This is a genomic window from bacterium SCSIO 12844, from assembly GCA_024397935.1.
Taxonomy (GTDB): domain Bacteria; phylum Pseudomonadota; class Gammaproteobacteria; order Francisellales; family Francisellaceae; genus M0027.
In genome coordinates, this window is record CP073743.1 from 3,099,071 (window position 1) to 3,115,376 (window position 16,306).

The window sequence follows — 16,306 nt, forward strand, 5'->3', positions numbered from 1 at the left end:
CTTACACCATGAATTTAATTAATATTGATAAATCAAACGAATTAAGTTCATAGTATAATAAGGTGCGATACCAAAAAATAAAATTGCAACACAATTAATCGATACAGCAATTTGTGCATCAAAACGCACAGGCACCGCCTCAGTTAAGGTCGGCTTTTCAAAGTAAACCACACGAATAACACGTAAATAGTAGAATGCACCGACTACTGACATAATTAAAGCAAATACTGCTAAATAGTAAGCACCAGCATGCTCCAAGGTATTAATAACTAATAACTTAATAGTAAAGCCTGCTAATGGCGGAATACCTGCTAAAGATAAAAATAGAATTAACATTAAAAACGCAAGCCACGAATTTCTTTGGTTTAAACCTGCAAAGTCATTTAAATTTTCTGCTTCAAAACCTGATTTTGATAAGATCATAATAATACCGAATACAGCAACTGCATTTATGACATAAACAATCATATAATACAATGCTGATCCTAAACTCATACTACCATCTGTATCAACTGATAAAGCTAAAAAGACAAAACCAACATGAGCAATAGTCGAATAACCAATCATGCGTTTTAAATTCTTCTGAACCAAAGCCGCTGTATTACCAATAACAATCGATAAAATACCCATTATCATTAAAATTTCAGACCAATACTGACTAAAGCTTCTCATCAAATCATGCATAAGAATCACAAGCATAGCATATCCTGCTACTTTTGGTACCGAAGCAAGATAAGCAGTTACAGCATTTGGTGAACCATCATAGACATCCGGTAGCCACATATGAAAAGGTGCTGCACCTAATTTAAAAGCAAAAGCAAGAATAAAAAATACCATTGAAAATAGAATAATTAACTGATATTGACTTGAAGCTTGTGCTAATTTCAATGCGATGGTTTGAATATCTAAGCTGCCTGTTAGCCCATAAACAAATGACATACCATATAATAATACTGCTGTAGCAACAGCACCTGTAACAAAGTATTTAATTGAAGCCTCACCACCTTGAGCATAACCCCGGCGCATTCCAATCATTGCATATAATGGTAAAGATAATAATTCAAGGCCAATAAAAACTGTAATTAAACTCATTGACTTAATTAAAACAACAGCACCAAGTGTTGATAATAAGCTTAAAAGATAATATTCAAGCTTCATCATATCATGGTCTTCTATATATTTTCTTGAATAGACAAAGACAAGAAAATTACAAATATAAACAACCATAGATAATAATAAGCTTAATGAGCTAACATGTAATTGGCCATTTAAAAATGTGCCACTGATATCATCTTGAATAAAAATCCAACTAACGATAAATACTGCAATTAGAGTCAATTGCGATAAGCCATAGGCAATATGGCTGCAAAATTTAGCTAAAAATATATCTGCAAGTAATATGATTAATATCATTATAGCTAATACAATCTCTGGTATTAATGCTACCCAGGTTTGTAGTGAATCTAAGCCCATCACAACGATCCTTTAATGTATGTTTAAATATTGAATGAATCCGTTTGATGCTGCTTGTGATAAATGCAGAATCGGCTCCGGATAGATACCAAACCAAATAGTCGGTATGGCTAATAAAACAAAAACAAGAATTTCCACACCACTAATATCTTTCATTGCGGCAATTTTAGGATTTCTAACTTTACCAAAAATAACGCGCTTATACATCCAAAGCGTATACGCTGGTGCCAATATCAAGGTAAGTCCTGCAATTAATGCCAATAAAGGTGAAGCTTTAAAGACGCCTAAAATCACTAAAAACTCACCGACAAAACCACTAGTACCAGGTAAGCCTACATTTGCCATACAGAAAAGCATAAAAAACGCTGCAAATATTGGCATTGAAAAAGCGACACCTTGATATTCATCAATCATTCTTGTTTTCATTCTTGCTGATAAGAAACTAACACCGATAAATAATCCACCCGATGAAAATGCATGGGCAATCATTTGAAAGACAGCGCCCTGGACACCTAATAGTGCAGAATCACTGTGTCCTGTTTTAACAAAAATCAAAAAGACTGAAAAAATACCTAAAGTAACAATTCCCATATGAGAGATAGAGGAGTAAGCAATTAAACGTTTTGCATCTTTTTGAACGATTGAAGCAATACCGACATATACAATAGCAATCAACGATAAAATAATTAAAAACTCATCAATTGTCATATGAATTTCAGGAAACATCGGTAATGAAAAACGAATAAAACCATAAGCACCCATCTTTAACATTAAAGCGGCTAAAACAACTGAACCACCTGCAGGTGCTTCGGTATGTGCATCTGGCAGCCAAGTATGTACAGGCCACATCGGTACTTTAACAGCAAACGCAATCCAAAAGGCAAGTGTTAGCATCCATTGTACTTCCACCGGCAAATTCAAATTATAAAAATCCTGAATCATAAATGAGTTTGTTTTTACATGAAGATATAAAATTGCAACTAGCATGAACACCGAGCCAAAAAAAGCATACAAGAAGAATTTCATCGCTGCATAGACACGATTTTGACCACCCCAAATACCAATTGCTAAAGTCATAGGGATCAATGATGCTTCCCAGAAAACATAAAATAACAATGAATCCATAGCAGCAAATACACCATTAGTAATCCCACAGGTCATTAAGAAAATGGTCATATGTTGTGCTACTTTAACATTAATTGTTTTCCAAGCACCAAGAATAATAATTACGGTCGTAAAAGAGGTTAAGATAATAAATAAAACACTAATGCCATCAACACCTAATGCATACTTAGCATTAAGAAGTGGAATCCAGTTAACATTCTGTAAAAACTGCATCTTATCTGATTCAGCATTAAAGTTCATATACAATAAAATACTGAATAAGAAAGTTACAATTGCAAAAATAAGTGCAACCCAACGTGCAATTAATGACCGTTTATCACTATTAAATAGCATCATTACAACAAAAGCGCCGATAATTGGTAACCAAATTAAGATATCTAATAAGGTGCCAAATTCTGAACTCAGTTGAAAATTCAACCAATTAAAGAAATTAGATAAATAAAACATGAACGATATTCCTCTTTCGCGCGCTTAATTTATAAAATACATCCAACTGAGAAGGGCCACTAATGCAATCATCATAACAAAAGTGTATTGATACAAATAACCACTTTGTAAGCGCCTAACTTTTCCACCTGTGAAATAAAAGAAGCCTGATGATCCATGAACAATGCCCTTATCAATAATCATTACATCACCCACGCGCCATAAAATCATACCTAAAAGCCATGTGCCTCGACCAAATAGATTATCAAAAATATCATCAACCAAATACTTTTTAACCATAAACCAGTAAAAAGGCCTAAATAATGCAAAACTTGTAATCCATTTTGGTATCGATGGTACAAGAACATAACAGATATAAGCTAATACAACACCTAAAATCGCCAACCAAAACGGTAAGGTATAAATAGCATGTTTAAGAAAATCAACTGGTGATTGATTCGATGCCTCTTTAGCTAACTCGGCAACAACTGGATAACGTGACATATCTAAGGTATTGCCAAAAAAGCTTTGTGGGTGTAATGCGTATTCAAAGAAGAAATATCCTGCTAATGCTGCAGGAATCGACAGTAAAACTAAAGCACATAATACGCTAATAGGTGACTCTTTAACATGTGGTTTAATCTCTGTTGGGATTCGCTCTTTACCATGAAACACATAAAAGAACATCCTAAAAGTATAAAAGGCTGTAACAAATGCACAAGCTGTTACCATAACTGTTGCAAAGTCATGTCCAGGAATATTAGAAGCTGTTACTGCATCAATAATTAAATCTTTTGAATAAAAACCAGCAAACGGTGGAATCGCTGCAAGCGCTAAAGCGCCAATCAACATACAAATATAAGTTACTGGCATATGACGACGCATGCCACCCATTTTAGACATATCTTGCTCATGATGCATGGCAATAATCACTGAGCCTGCTGCTAGGAACAATAAGGCTTTGAATGTAGCATGTGTCATCAAGTGGAACAAACCAATTGAAAACGCTGATGCTCCTTGTGCAGCCATCATATAGCCTAATTGAGAAAGTGTCGAATAGGCAATCACACGCTTAATATCCATCTGCACAATCGCCAATAGACCCATAAAAAAGCAAGTTGCTGAGCCAATAATTAAAATGAAACTTAATGCAACTTGTGATAACTCAAATAAAGGTGATAGTCGAGCAACCATAAATACACCAGCTGTAACCATCGTTGCAGCATGGATTAAAGCAGAGATTGGCGTTGGACCTTCCATAGAACCTTCAAGCCACATATGTAATGGTATTTGTGCTGATTTACCCATAGCACCAATAAATAATAAGACGCACATTAACGTAATACCATTAAATTGAATACCTAGGAAATTAATCGTTGGGTTTTCAGCTGCTAAATGGTTCACTGAATTAAACGCAACTAAATAATCAAGGCTATTAAAATAATATAAAACAACAGCGATACCTAATAAAAAGCCTAAATCACCAATACGGTTAACAATGAATGCTTTTAAAGAAGCATAGTTAGCGCTTTCCTTATCAAACCAAAAACCAATTAAAAGATAGGAAAATAATCCGACACCTTCCCAACCAAAAAATAACATCAAAAAGTTATTGCCCATGACAAGGCACAACATGGCAAAGGTAAAGCCAGAGATATAGCTAAAGAAACGCGCATAGCCTGGATCATTATGCATATAACCAATCGAATAAACATGCACTAAAGTTGCCACAAAAGTCACCACAACCATCATATAGATGGTAATTGGATCAATAATAAAGCCAACATTTAAATCTAAATCAAGCGTTGAGCCCCAAACATAAACATTAAAAGTAGTATTTGGGTGAATGTTTAAAAATGCTTGATATAAGCTACCATTGGCTAATACTTCATAAGCTAATAAAATTGAGCCTAATACGGCAATCGTCATCATACCAATTGTGACAAAATTAACCGATAATTTCCCAAAACGCCTGCCTAATAAACCAGCAAATAATGAACCCACTAATGGTGCTAAAACAACTATAATGGCTAATAATTCTATCATCATTGCCTACCCCTTGAGTTGATTTAGTTTGCTAATAGAAATATTACCGCGGCTTCTAAAGTACGCAACAATAATGGCAAGCCCAATGGCTGCTTCAGCTGCTGCAACCGTTAAGATAAAAAAGACGAACACTTCACCAATTGGGTTATGCATATATTCTGAAAAGGCGACAAAATTAGTATTAACAGCTAAAAGCATCAACTCAATTGACATCAATAATACCAGTAAATTTTTACGGTTCATAACAACCCCTGAAAAACCGATACAAAAAATAATGCCGCTAAATATTAAATAATGCATTAACGATATTTCAATCATTTTGGTCACCTTTTTTGTCTTTATTAAGTGATAAGTTTGATTGATAATCATCTAACTTAACCATTTGTATTCTACCTTTAGCTTTGACTTGAATTTGCTTATATGGCGAAATTGATTTATTACCTTTTCGCTTACCTCTAAAGGTTAAAGTAATCGCTGCGATCATTGCTGCTAATAATACAAATCCAGCTAGTTCAAATGGATAGATAAAATGTGCATACATTGATTCACCTAATTGCGCAATACTACTATGTGTTGGGCTAACAACTTCTATGCTTGCATATTGATTATAAAACGCCATATGAATGCCATAGACTAATAAGGCAATAAATAAAACCAAACCTAATGCTGATACAATCCAGTAAGAAACATAGGATGCATTTTCTGTCTCTTTTTTAATATCAAGCATCATAATAACAAATAAGAATAAAACCAATACCGCGCCAACATAGACGACAATAAGTAAAAGAGATAAATACTCTGCTTGCATACTCATCCATACACCAGCAGCAGCAATAAACGTTAATACTTTACTTAACACCGCCCGTACAGGATTTGTCGATGTCACAACCAAAAGTGCCCCAATAACTGCAATAACTGCAAACACATAAAATATAATCTCTAATGCCATTTTATATCCTCTACCTATATGGACGGTCACTTAAACGATCAGCAGCAATCACTTCTTCATACTGATCACCAATGGCTAATAACTTTTCTTTGGTCATAATATTTTCACCACGATTTTCAAAATGATATTCAAAAAGAGATGTCTCAACAATCGAGTCGACAGGACATGATTCTTCACAAAAACCACAATAAATGCATTTGAATAAATCAATTTCATATTTTGTTGTACGTCTTGAGCCATCATCTCTTGGCTCCGCTTCAATGGTTATTGCCAATGCAGGGCAGGTTGCTTCACATAATTTACACGCGATACAACGTTCTTCACCATTAGGATAACGTCTTAAGGCATGAAGCCCACGAAACCTAGGTGAAATCGGTGTTTTTTCATCTGGATATTGAACCGTTATTTTACGAGTAAAAAAATGTCGCCCAGTGACAGAGAGACCTTTCAATAACTCCCATAAAAAAAAGGTTTTAATATAATGTTTAACTCTTTTCACGCTATAACTCCTAACTCTTAAGCGCTTAGTTAATTACCACCAAATAAAATGGAAATAAACCATACATGCAACAACAATAACCCACACAAGCGTTAAAGGAATAAATACTTTCCAACCCAAACGCATTAGCTGATCATAACGATAACGTGGAAATGTTGCTCGAATCCATAAAAACATCAGCATAAAAAAGGCTGTCTTCAAAAATAACCAAACGATTGCAGGCACCCAATTAAATGCACTCTCAAGGTATGGAATACCCTGAAATGGAGATAGCCAACCACCAACAAATAATAATGCAGTGAGTATACTAATTAAAATCATACTGGCATATTCAGCCAAGAAAAATAATGCAAAGCGCATCCCTGAATACTCAACATGACAACCAGCGACAATTTCACTTTCACCTTCGACAACATCAAATGGTGCACGATTTGTCTCAGCAACGCCAGAGATAAAATAAACAACAAATAAAGGCAATAACGGTAACCAATACCAAGTTAAAATACTACCAGATTGACTCATGACAATATGTGTTAAATTAAGACTACCAGAGGCCATTAATACGCCAACTAAAGCAAAACCCATCGCTAATTCATAGGAAACCACTTGCGCTGCAGCACGTAGAGCACCAAACATGGCATATTTTGAATTTGAAGCCCAGCCGGCAATAATAATTCCATAAACACTTAAAGAAGCCATTGCAAAAATATATAATAAGCCAGCATTCGCATTTGATAATACCAATGTTTCTGAAAATGGAATCACAGCCCAAGCAGCAACTGCTGGTGTAAATGATAAAATCGGTGCGACAACAAATAAATAACGCGATGATTGAGAAGGCGTAATCACTTCTTTAAGTAATAATTTCACACCATCAACAATCGGCTGTAAAATACCAAATGCGCCAACCCGGTTGGGACCAACACGATCTTGCATATAGCCAATTACTTTACGCTCTGCATATGTATAATACGCAACAACCAATAATAAAGGCACCACAATCAGTAAGATTTTTAATATGATCCAAACGAGATGTAAAATAATATCTGCCATGTTATTTCAATCCTTTATTCTACTTTCTCAAGCGTCATTGTTTTCGTATAATCCCAAAGGGAAGTTGTTTTTTCAATACCTGATGCAATTTCAACTGACCTTGGTTTTAATAAAGGGTCAATATCAACTTCTAAAACAGCTTCAGATAACCCTTGAATGACTCGAATGTTATCACCATCACTAACTTGATAATGCATAGCTAATGCAGATGAAAGTTTAATCGTATCATAAGTCATACGATCTTTTGTCTGTTGTAATGCACTTGCACGCCTGATGATTGGATCAACACTATATAATGACACACTCATAATACGGCGAATACCATCATCAATACGCGGTAGCGCACTTGGTAATCTAACGTCATTTGAATAGCGCTTATTCATATCAATAGTACTTGCATCAATTTCAGCAATAACATCTGAAGTACTCTGGTATTCGAAACCATCTAAGTTCAAAAAGTTAGCTAAAACCCTTAATACCTTCCAAGCAGGTTTTACTTCATCTTTCGGTAATACACAAGCTTTAAATGATTGCTTCTGCCCCATTAAGTTCACCAAACTACCATCGGTTTCTGCATAAGTTGCAATCGGTAGCACAACATCAGCATAACTTGAGATTGTGTCATTCATATAACTTGAAAGCGAGATGACATAATCCATCTTCTCTAATGTAGAAAGTGCTTTTTGACCTAATAAAGTATCTAGTTCAGGCTCAGTATTTAATAAGATACATGCCTTTATCTCAGCAGCGCCTGATAAAACATCACCAAGATGATATGCTGCATGATTATCTTGATCACTGACTGGTCTTGCATTAACCAAATCTGCACCTTTTTGATTGGCACCAAAACCAATCACGCCACCTTTTGCATTTACCGCAACTTTAAGCGCTTGATACAATGAATAGAAAATATCGAAATGAGGATCCATTACAGCAATTTGGCCTAAAAAGATCATTGCGTTTTCTGCTTGCATTAAATTTCTTGCAATACGATCAGAATCTGCATTTGCTTTGGTATTACTTAATAAGGTTTCTAATTCAGTTTGAAATGATAATGGCGCTTTAACGAGTTTTAAAACAGATTTTAAAATCGAAGCTAACATATGAACTAATTCATCTGCTTCTGTTATTACTTCTTGTAATGGGAAATTAAAGTCATAGAAGCGTGGATTAACCACAGCAACTTTAGCACCCTGTTTTGCTGCTTTTTTCAATCTGTGATTTAAAAGCGGGACTTCTTTTCTTAAATTTGACCCGACTAATAAAATATAATCAGCCTCTTCAATCTCATCAAATGAACAATCAATGCCACAACCGGTGGATAGGCCATTAGATAACGCACCTTGACGTAAGCGTGTATCAATCGAATTTGATCCCAAACTACGCATCAGTTTTTGTAGTAAATATAACTCTTCTAGTGTAGAACTTGGGTGTGCAATTGCTGCAATTTTATCACTCGATACTTTCTTAACACTCTCTAAAGCAGTTTTAATAAAATCAAGCGCCTCTTCCCACGATACACGCTCCCATTCATCACGTTTTTTTATCATTGGATGAGTCAAGCGTTCATTAGATGTAATTCCTTCATAACCAAAACGATCGCGATCAGATAACCATGTTTCATTAATCTGGTCATTTTCTTTTGGCACGGCTCTAAAAATCTCTCCGCGACGTGTATGTAAATACTGATTACTGCCTAAGCTGTCATGCGGTGCGATGGTTGCTTTTTGATTTAACTCCCAAGCCCTGGCACGAAAACGAAATGGTTTTGAGGTTAATGCACCAACTGGACAAACATCAATCATATTACCTGATAACTCTGAATCAACTGATTTTGCCACATAAGTACCAATGGTCATATGCTCACCTCTACCTGTGGCACCCATTTCAGGCAAACCTGCAATTTCCTCACCAAAACGCACACAGCGTGTACACTGAATACAACGTGTTAGATCCGTTGCAACAAGCGGGCCTAAATCAGGGTCTTTAACTACTCGCTTACCTTCAGAAAATTTTGAAACATCACGACCATACCCCAATGCAATATCTTGTAATTCACACTCACCACCTTGATCACATATTGGACAATCTAGTGGATGGTTAATTAACAAAAACTCCATGATTGTCTTCTGATAAGCTAATGTTTTTTTATTTTTAGTATAGACTTTCATGCCATCCATTACTGGAGTTGCACAAGCAGGAGATGGTTTGCGCGCATTTTCAATATCAACTAAGCACATGCGGCAATTAGCTGCAATTGATAGTTTTTTATGGTAACAAAAACGCGGAATATAAATACCATGATCATCGGCAACCTGAATAATCATCTGACCAGGTTTTGCATGTAATGTTTTATCATCAATTTGAACGGTTATCTCTTTCGGTGCTTCTTTATCTGCCACTTTCACTCACCTTTTCAATTCAAAAATAAGCACTTAATTAGCTTATAATTTTGTCAACTACTTACCTATGCTGCTGTCATGCTACGTTTATGAGTTACAAAATATTCAAACTCATGACGAAACTTTTCTAAGTAACTCTGCACAGGCCAAGCAGCTGCATCGCCTAAGCCACAAATGGTATGACCTTCTATATTACTTGCTACACGCATAAGGTTATCTAAATCATCCATTACACCTTCGCCACATAAAATTCGTTTTAACATTCTTGCCATCCAACCAGTGCCTTCACGACAAGGTGTACACTGGCCACAGCTTTCTTCATAATAAAATTCTGAAATTCTTGCTAATGCTTCAACCATACAAGTTGTTTCATCCATCACCACAACAGCACCTGAACCTAGCATCGAGCCTGCTTTTGTAATTGAGTCATAATCCATATTTAAAACCATCATTTCTTCACCGGTTAAAATCTTACAAGAACTACCTCCGGGAATAACCGCTTTGATTGCGCGACTGCCTCTAACACCACCTGCCATTTGCAATAGCGTTTTAAATGGCGTACCAAGACCAACTTCAAATACACCTGGCTTATTAACATGACCTGAAACGCAAAATAACTTAGTACCACCACTACCTTCAACACCTAAGTTACTAAACCATTGGCCACCATGTTGTAATATCGGCGGCACTGAAGCATAAGTCTCTGTATTATTAATATTCGTAGGCTTGCCATAAAGACCGACATTTGCAGGAAATGGCGGCTTAAAGCGTGGCTGACCTTTTTTACCTTCCAATGAATTTAATAATGCTGTTTCCTCACCACAAATATAAGCACCAGCACCAATATGTGTATGCAATTGAAAGTCAAAACCTGAATTAAATAAATTTTCTCCTAATAACCCTGCTTGATTCGCTTCTATTAATGCATTTTCAAAACGCTCAATTGGCTCATAAAACTCACCTCGAATGTAGTTATAGCCAACTGTGGCTCCAAAAACGTAACCACCAATGGCCATGCCTTCAATTAATTGATGCGGATTATAACGCATAATATCACGGTCTTTACAAGTACCAGGCTCACCTTCATCTGAATTACAAACGACATATTTTTGTCCTGGTAGCTTTCTTGGTATAAAACTCCACTTAAGCCCTGTTGGAAAGCCCGCCCCACCACGACCACGAAGATTAGATTTTTTTAATTCCTCAATAATTTGTTCAGGTGGCGTTTGCTCTTTTAAAATTTTCTCCCACATGGTATAGCCACCAACTGCACGATAAGTTTCCAGTGACCATGGAGTCTCGCTATTTAGGGTACGAAAACAAACTTCATTCGTCATAACTTACTCCAATGCATCTAAAATCTGATCTACTTTCTCTGGCGTTAGATCTTCATGAAACTGTTTATCTACTTCCAACATCGGCGCACCACAACAAGCACCTTGACACTCGACTTCTCGAAATGTAATGCGACCATCTTCAGTCGTCTCACCAGGTTTAATGCCCAAACGTTTTTCTATATGCGCTATGATATCACCTGCACCATTAAGCATACAGGATATATTCGTACAGACATTAAGCTTATGACGACCAACTTTTTTTAGATCATACATGCTATAAAATGTTGCCACTTCATAGACACTGATATTTGGCATCTCTAAATAAGCTGCAAGCTTATCCATTAGATCAACCGTTAAATAGCCATCATGATAATCCTGTATAATATGCAGTCCAGGAATCACCGCAGATTGTTTTTGATCTTGTGGGTATTTTTTTACCCAATGATGCAATTGTTTTTCAATTTCTTCTGAAAAAATATTTTTATATTCATATGTATAATCGGTCATAAATTCTACCTTTAACGATCTACATCACCAAATACGATATCTTGGGTTGCAATAATTGCTGGTACATCAGCAAGCATATGCCCTTTTAACATCTCATTCATAGCACTTAAATGCGCAAAACCAGGCGCACGAATTTTTAATCGGTACGGTTTATTAGCCCCATCAGAGATAAGATAAATACCAAACTCACCTTTTGGATGTTCTACTGCCTGATAAACCTCACCTTCTGGCACACAATAGCCTTCAGTAAAAAGCTTAAAATGGTGAATTAACGCTTCCATATCATGTTTCATTGTCTGACGATCTGGTGGCGCAACTTTATGATCTCTAGCAATCACATCACCAGGATTTTCTCTTAGCCATTGTATACATTGACGCATAATATGATTACTTTGACGCATCTCTTCAATGCGAATCAAATAACGATCATAGCAGTCACCAGCTTTACCAATAGGAATTTCAAAATCTAAGTTTTCATAGACTTCATAAGGTTGTGTTTTCCGTAAGTCCCATTCAATACCGCTTGCTCTTAACATCGGTCCTGTAAAACCAAGCTGTAATGCTCGCTCAGGCGAGACAACCCCAATACCAACCGTACGTTGCTTCCAAATACGGTTATCGGTTAATAAACTTTCATATTCATCGACACACTTAGGAAAACGCTCAGTAAAGTCCCAAAGAAAATCAAGCAGTGAACCTTGGCGATTCTTATTTAATTTATCACATGTTTTTTGTGATCTAAAATGTGAAGGTTGATACTGAGGCATTTGCTCTGGCAAGTCACGATAAACACCACCTGGTCGAAAATAAGTTGCATGCATTCTAGCACCTGAGACTGCTTCATAACAATCCATTAAATCTTCTCGCTCGCGAAATGCATATAAAAATGCCGTCATTGCACCTAAATCAAGCCCATTTGCCGCTGTCCACATCAAATGGTTTAAAATACGTGTTATTTCACTGAAAAGCACTCGAATATACTGCGCTCTAATTGGTATTTGAATATCAAGTAATTTCTCAATCGCCATTACATAGGCATGTTCATTACACATCATTGAAACATAATCAAGGCGATCCATATAACCAATACTTTGATTAAATGGCTTTGTCTCTGCCAATTTTTCTGTTCCACGATGTAATAAGCCAATATGTGGATCAGCACGCATAATGGTTTCGCCATCAAGCTCAAGCACCAATCTTAATACACCATGTGCAGCTGGATGTTGCGGCCCAAAGTTCATGGTATAGTTTTTAAATTCAGCTGACATTATTTTCTCTCTTTATCATCAGATAGTGGAAGTTGTATATCACTATCATAGCGATTATCATCTCGTATCACTCTAGGCACTAGAACACGCTCCTCAAGCTCAACTGGCTCATAAATAACGCGCTTTAAGCTTTCATCATAACGCATTTCAACATGCCCTGAGATTGGAAAATCTTTTCTAAAAGGATGCCCTGTAAAGCCATAATCCGTTAAAATACGACGTAAGTCTGGGTGATTATCAAATAAAATTCCAAAAAGATCAAACGCTTCACGCTCATACCAATCAGCGACTGTCCATAACTCAACAACACTTGGTAAAATTAGCTCTGATTCATCTAAATACGTTTTAACTCGTAGACGCAAGTTATTTTTAATCGACAACAAATGATAGCAAACACCAAAGCGTGGTTTATCCCAGTGATGTGCTTTATCGACTATATGATCAGATTGATCAACACCTCTTGAAAAACCCGTTGAAGTTGCTTTCGCTGTTAGCCACTGCTCATGGCCATAAGTTAAATAATCAACACCAGTAATATCAATTAATATTTCAAAATCAAATTGCTTTTTTAACTGTTTAAGGAAGAAAAATAGCCTATCTTTTGCAATCGTTATCGTTAACTCATGATAGGCATGCTCAATCGCTAATGAATCATAGTCAAGCGCTTTAATTTGCTCTAAAAGCTCATTTAACTTTGAATTAATCTGTATTTGGCGATCTGTCACCATAGCTTTACTCCTTTAGCCACGCGCAATGGTATTGGTTCTTTTTATTTTATTCTGCAATTGAATAATACCATATAATAAAGCTTCTGCTGTCGGTGGGCAGCCTGGGACATAAATATCAACTGGCACAATACGATCACAACCTCTGACAACTGAATAAGAATAATGATAATAGCCACCACCATTAGCACATGAACCCATTGAGATAACCCATTTTGGATCTGGCATTTGATCATATACTTTGCGTAATGCTGGTGCCATCTTATTACATAAAGTACCTGCTACAATCATCACATCACTTTGCCTAGGTGAGGGCCTAAAAACCACACCAAAACGATCAAGATCATAACGTGCAGCTCCTGCTTGCATCATTTCAACTGCACAGCATGCCAAACCAAATGTCATTGGCCACAAAGAACCCGTTCTCACCCAGTTAATTAATTCATCCGCACTAGTAGTTAGAAATCCTCGAGAAGCAAGTTTGTCATTTACTCCCATTCTAGCGCTCCTTTTTTCCACTCATAAATAAAGCCAATTAGTAAAACAAATAAAAAAACCATCATTGATAAAAAGGCAATTAATGACAACTTAGATAAAACGGCCGACCATGGAAATAAAAATGCAATCTCAAGATCAAAAACTAAAAATAATATAGCAACCAAATAATAACGCACATCAAATTTCATTCGCGCATCTTCAAACTCAGGAAAGCCGCATTCAAAGGGCGAGTTTTTTTCTTCACTTGGACGATCTGCACCAACAAACTTAGAAACCACTTTACCTGCTACAGCAGCACCAATGCCAACTAAAGACGATAATATTAAAAATACCAATACCGGTAGATAATTCTCATACAACATAGGCTATTCCTTAATGATACGATAACCTTACATCCTATTACTTCTGCCAACATTATATAATGATAAGCTTAAATTTCCACTCAAACTTTAGCTTAAAATCATATCTTCAACAAGATTAGCCAATTTGGTGCCGAAGGCGGGACTTGAACCCGCACGGACATACGCCCACTACCCCCTCAAGATAGCGTGTCTACCAATTCCACCACTTCGGCAATAGTTTTATAGATGCGACACTACTTAGCTTTTAAAATATTACGCTTATTATTTATCTTCAGATGATGAAGAGCTCTGCTTTTGAATCTGTTCAATTAAATTATTACTGCTACTAGAATGATCCAACAACTGATTAACCTCAGTTTTATCTTTAGCTGCTACAGGCTTTGTTGTTGTTTGCGTTACTGGCAACTGCAGAGATTCTTGAGCTTTTAACGAGCTTAAATGCCCTAATGTTAATGCTGTAATAAAAAATAAAGCAGCTAATAAACCAGTTAATTTTAATAAAAATGGAGCAGCCCCTTTTGAACCAAAAACTGTTGTAGAACTTCCGCTACCAAACGATGCACCCATATCTGCACCTTTACCATGCTGAAGTAAGACCAAAGCAATAATTGCAATTGCGATAATAATATGTAGTATAAGCACCAATTCTATCATTGTATCTATGCCATATTTACAATTTTTACAAACATATCTGCATCTAATGATGCACCACCAATTAAACCACCATCAACATTCTCTAACTGAAATAACTCAGAAGCATTTTGAGGTTTTACGCTGCCACCATAAACGATTCTTATCATTTTAGCAAGTTTCTGATTGTGATTTTGCAATGTTTGGCGAATAAAACGATGCATTTCTAAAACATCATTAGCCGTTGCAGCTAAGCCAGTACCAATTGCCCACACTGGTTCATAGGCAATCGTTAATCGTTGCAATTGATCATCTTTTATATCTCTTAATACACTTTGTAGCTGTATTTTAACAATTTCAGTTTGCTGATTACTTTCTCTTTGATCTTTACTCTCTCCAACACATAAAACAACTGATAAGCCTGCATCTAGCGCTAATTTGACTTTTTTTGACACAGTGAGATTATCTTCTGCAAATAAACTTCTGCGCTCAGAATGACCAATAAGCACATGATTTATACCTAAATCTGCCAACATTTGACTGTGCACTTCACCCGTATAAGCACCTTCAGAATAAGCACTCACATTCTGCGCACCATAGCCAATACCTTTAGCATCTAGTATTGTTGAGACAAAATTTAAATAAGGGTACGGCACAAATAAGATCACATCAACTTTCTCTGTATTAATATTTTGAATCGATTCACATAAATTCTTTGCAAAAGCAAGGCTACCATAGGATTTCCAATTACCCATTACCAATGGTTTACACATTTTTGCTCCCAAATTAACTACTCATTTTACTTGATAAATGGATTTTAACTTAAACTTAGACTTGAAACCATCTTATTTATAATATTCGCATAAAATATTTTTGTATTATTTTTATCATTAAAATCAAATAATAAATTATCATTTAAGTATTTTTGATATAAAAAAATCGATTTTATTTGCATTTAATTCAAATTATGTAGTATATTCAATATAGTATATTTAATATACAAATT

16 protein-coding genes and 1 tRNA gene are annotated in these 16,306 nt (G+C 35.9%); all 17 read right to left on the reverse strand.

Features of this window, described 5'->3' with window-relative positions:
- Positions 1–18 precede the first annotated feature (18 nt).
- The 17 genes from KFE69_13690 to tpiA all read right to left on the reverse strand — a co-directional run bounded on the left by KFE69_13690 (position 19) and on the right by tpiA (position 16,073).
- Positions 19–1,473, reverse strand: a complete 1,455-nt coding sequence (locus tag KFE69_13690) for an NADH-quinone oxidoreductase subunit N (protein UTW42504.1) — start codon at positions 1,471–1,473, stop codon at positions 19–21.
- Between the two features lie 12 nt (positions 1,474–1,485).
- Positions 1,486–3,045: an NADH-quinone oxidoreductase subunit M gene (locus KFE69_13695; GenBank protein UTW42505.1), complete on the reverse strand. Its 1,560-nt coding sequence runs from the start codon at positions 3,043–3,045 to the stop codon at positions 1,486–1,488.
- Positions 3,046–3,069: 24 nt separating this feature from the next.
- Positions 3,070–5,073 (reverse strand): NADH-quinone oxidoreductase subunit L, encoded by a 2,004-nt coding sequence (gene nuoL, locus KFE69_13700; protein UTW42506.1) that lies wholly within the window; start codon positions 5,071–5,073, stop codon positions 3,070–3,072.
- Between the two features lie 3 nt (positions 5,074–5,076).
- Positions 5,077–5,388 (reverse strand): NADH-quinone oxidoreductase subunit NuoK, encoded by a 312-nt coding sequence (nuoK, locus tag KFE69_13705; protein UTW42507.1) that lies wholly within the window; start codon positions 5,386–5,388, stop codon positions 5,077–5,079.
- Positions 5,381–6,019, reverse strand: a complete 639-nt coding sequence (locus KFE69_13710) for an NADH-quinone oxidoreductase subunit J (GenBank protein ID UTW42508.1) — start codon at positions 6,017–6,019, stop codon at positions 5,381–5,383. The genes nuoK and KFE69_13710 overlap by 8 nt, the downstream gene beginning before the upstream one ends.
- Before the next feature lie 10 nt (positions 6,020–6,029).
- Complete coding sequence (gene nuoI / locus KFE69_13715) at positions 6,030–6,518, reverse strand: NADH-quinone oxidoreductase subunit NuoI (protein ID UTW42509.1); 489 nt, start codon at positions 6,516–6,518, stop codon at positions 6,030–6,032.
- A 33-nt stretch (positions 6,519–6,551) separates the two neighbouring features.
- Positions 6,552–7,562 (reverse strand): NADH-quinone oxidoreductase subunit NuoH, encoded by a 1,011-nt coding sequence (nuoH, locus tag KFE69_13720; GenBank protein ID UTW44096.1) that lies wholly within the window; start codon positions 7,560–7,562, stop codon positions 6,552–6,554.
- Between the two features lie 23 nt (positions 7,563–7,585).
- Positions 7,586–9,973 (reverse strand): NADH-quinone oxidoreductase subunit G, encoded by a 2,388-nt coding sequence (locus KFE69_13725; GenBank protein ID UTW42510.1) that lies wholly within the window; start codon positions 9,971–9,973, stop codon positions 7,586–7,588.
- 65 nt (positions 9,974–10,038) lie between these two features.
- Positions 10,039–11,310, reverse strand: a complete 1,272-nt coding sequence (gene nuoF / locus KFE69_13730) for an NADH-quinone oxidoreductase subunit NuoF (GenBank protein UTW42511.1) — start codon at positions 11,308–11,310, stop codon at positions 10,039–10,041.
- Positions 11,311–11,313: 3 nt separating this feature from the next.
- Positions 11,314–11,817 (reverse strand): NAD(P)H-dependent oxidoreductase subunit E, encoded by a 504-nt coding sequence (locus tag KFE69_13735; protein UTW42512.1) that lies wholly within the window; start codon positions 11,815–11,817, stop codon positions 11,314–11,316.
- Positions 11,818–11,828: 11 nt separating this feature from the next.
- Positions 11,829–13,085: an NADH-quinone oxidoreductase subunit D gene (locus tag KFE69_13740; protein ID UTW42513.1), complete on the reverse strand. Its 1,257-nt coding sequence runs from the start codon at positions 13,083–13,085 to the stop codon at positions 11,829–11,831.
- The gene (locus KFE69_13745) at positions 13,085–13,813 is read right to left on the reverse strand and encodes an NADH-quinone oxidoreductase subunit C (GenBank protein UTW42514.1); all 729 of its coding nucleotides are present in this window, start codon (positions 13,811–13,813) and stop codon (positions 13,085–13,087) included. Before KFE69_13745 ends, KFE69_13740 begins: the two co-directional genes overlap by 1 nt.
- Positions 13,814–13,825: 12 nt before the next feature.
- Positions 13,826–14,308 (reverse strand): NADH-quinone oxidoreductase subunit B, encoded by a 483-nt coding sequence (locus tag KFE69_13750; protein UTW42515.1) that lies wholly within the window; start codon positions 14,306–14,308, stop codon positions 13,826–13,828.
- On the reverse strand, positions 14,299–14,667 hold the full coding sequence (ndhC, locus tag KFE69_13755; GenBank protein ID UTW44097.1) for an NADH-quinone oxidoreductase subunit A: 369 nt from the start codon (positions 14,665–14,667) through the stop codon (positions 14,299–14,301). The genes KFE69_13750 and ndhC overlap by 10 nt, the downstream gene beginning before the upstream one ends.
- A gap of 128 nt (positions 14,668–14,795) precedes the next feature.
- Positions 14,796–14,882: transfer RNA gene (locus KFE69_13760), tRNA-Leu, on the reverse strand.
- 49 nt (positions 14,883–14,931) lie between these two features.
- A complete protein-coding gene (secG, locus tag KFE69_13765) occupies positions 14,932–15,324 on the reverse strand; it encodes a preprotein translocase subunit SecG (GenBank protein UTW42516.1) in 393 nt (130 codons plus the stop codon).
- Positions 15,325–15,329: 5 nt separating this feature from the next.
- A complete protein-coding gene (tpiA, locus tag KFE69_13770) occupies positions 15,330–16,073 on the reverse strand; it encodes a triose-phosphate isomerase (GenBank protein UTW42517.1) in 744 nt (247 codons plus the stop codon).
- Positions 16,074–16,306 lie beyond the last annotated feature (233 nt).

Coding starts and splice junctions, on each gene's coding strand:
- secG (UTW42516.1), bottom strand. CDS start 15,324: ATGATAGAATTGGTGCTTATACTACATATTATTATCGCAATTGCAATT.
- KFE69_13695 (UTW42505.1), bottom strand. CDS start 3,045: ATGTTTTATTTATCTAATTTCTTTAATTGGTTGAATTTTCAACTGAGT.
- KFE69_13710 (UTW42508.1), bottom strand. CDS start 6,019: ATGGCATTAGAGATTATATTTTATGTGTTTGCAGTTATTGCAGTTATT.
- KFE69_13745 (UTW42514.1), bottom strand. CDS start 13,813: ATGGTGACAGATCGCCAAATACAGATTAATTCAAAGTTAAATGAGCTT.
- KFE69_13750 (UTW42515.1), bottom strand. CDS start 14,308: ATGGGAGTAAATGACAAACTTGCTTCTCGAGGATTTCTAACTACTAGT.
- nuoL (UTW42506.1), bottom strand. CDS start 5,073: ATGATGATAGAATTATTAGCCATTATAGTTGTTTTAGCACCATTAGTG.
- KFE69_13690 (UTW42504.1), bottom strand. CDS start 1,473: ATGGGCTTAGATTCACTACAAACCTGGGTAGCATTAATACCAGAGATT.
- nuoK (UTW42507.1), bottom strand. CDS start 5,388: ATGATTGAAATATCGTTAATGCATTATTTAATATTTAGCGGCATTATT.
- nuoF (UTW42511.1), bottom strand. CDS start 11,310: ATGACGAATGAAGTTTGTTTTCGTACCCTAAATAGCGAGACTCCATGG.
- KFE69_13740 (UTW42513.1), bottom strand. CDS start 13,085: ATGTCAGCTGAATTTAAAAACTATACCATGAACTTTGGGCCGCAACAT.
- KFE69_13735 (UTW42512.1), bottom strand. CDS start 11,817: ATGACCGATTATACATATGAATATAAAAATATTTTTTCAGAAGAAATT.
- tpiA (UTW42517.1), bottom strand. CDS start 16,073: ATGTGTAAACCATTGGTAATGGGTAATTGGAAATCCTATGGTAGCCTT.